The sequence below is a fragment of the Corallococcus terminator genome, assembly GCF_003611635.1.
GTDB lineage: Bacteria > Myxococcota > Myxococcia > Myxococcales > Myxococcaceae > Corallococcus > Corallococcus terminator.
On record NZ_RAVZ01000762.1, the window covers coordinates 1 to 668 of the forward strand.

Consider the following 668-nt stretch of genomic DNA (forward strand, 5'->3'; position numbering starts at 1 on the left):
TCCCAGGACCATGTCGCCCTCTTGGATGGCCAGGCCATCCACCTCGACATAAGTCACCGGGACGTACTTCTCCCTCTCCACGTTCCAAACATAGCCCTCGCGAAGCGGGGCCTCCGCCGGCACTCGGGCCATCTCCGGGTCCAGGCTGGGACTCGGCGCCAGGTTCTCCTCGCCACAGGCCGTGAGCAGCAAGCTCGGAATGAAAAGCAAGGCCAACGCCGACCTTGAGAGGTTTCGGGGCATGGTGTCTCCACTTCTTGTGAGGGATTCGCAGCGGGCGTATAGCAGAGTGCGCCTAGTGTTGTTGCGAGGAGTAGCACAGGAATCTCGTGAAGGGATCCGCCGCAGCAGGCCCTCCAAGAAAAAATATGCCTATCACTTTAGTTGACCGTTAACCGGACAGTCTGATCGGCCGTAGGGGCGGAACGCTCAGCGCCCGCCGACGGCGCAGGTACCCGCGCCACCTGCCTTTCACCGTCGGACGATGGAGGCAGGTGACACGTAAGGACCTCACGCAGGGGTGTGCACCGGGGCCGGCAACGGCAGCAGGTCCAGATTGGCCGGTTAACTGGGAGGCTGATCGACAAGGTCTTCCGGGCGGATTATCCGGTCAGTTGACCGTTCACCGGCCAATCCGAACGCAGACGTCTGCGGTCGGGGCCCAGAGG

At 62.6% G+C, this 668-nt stretch carries 1 pseudogene; it reads right to left on the reverse strand.

The features are described from left to right. Positions 1 to 210 (reverse strand): annotated as a pseudogene (locus tag D7V88_RS42010) (M12 family metallopeptidase); the annotation flags it as partial. Between the last annotated feature and the right edge of the window lie 458 nt (positions 211 to 668).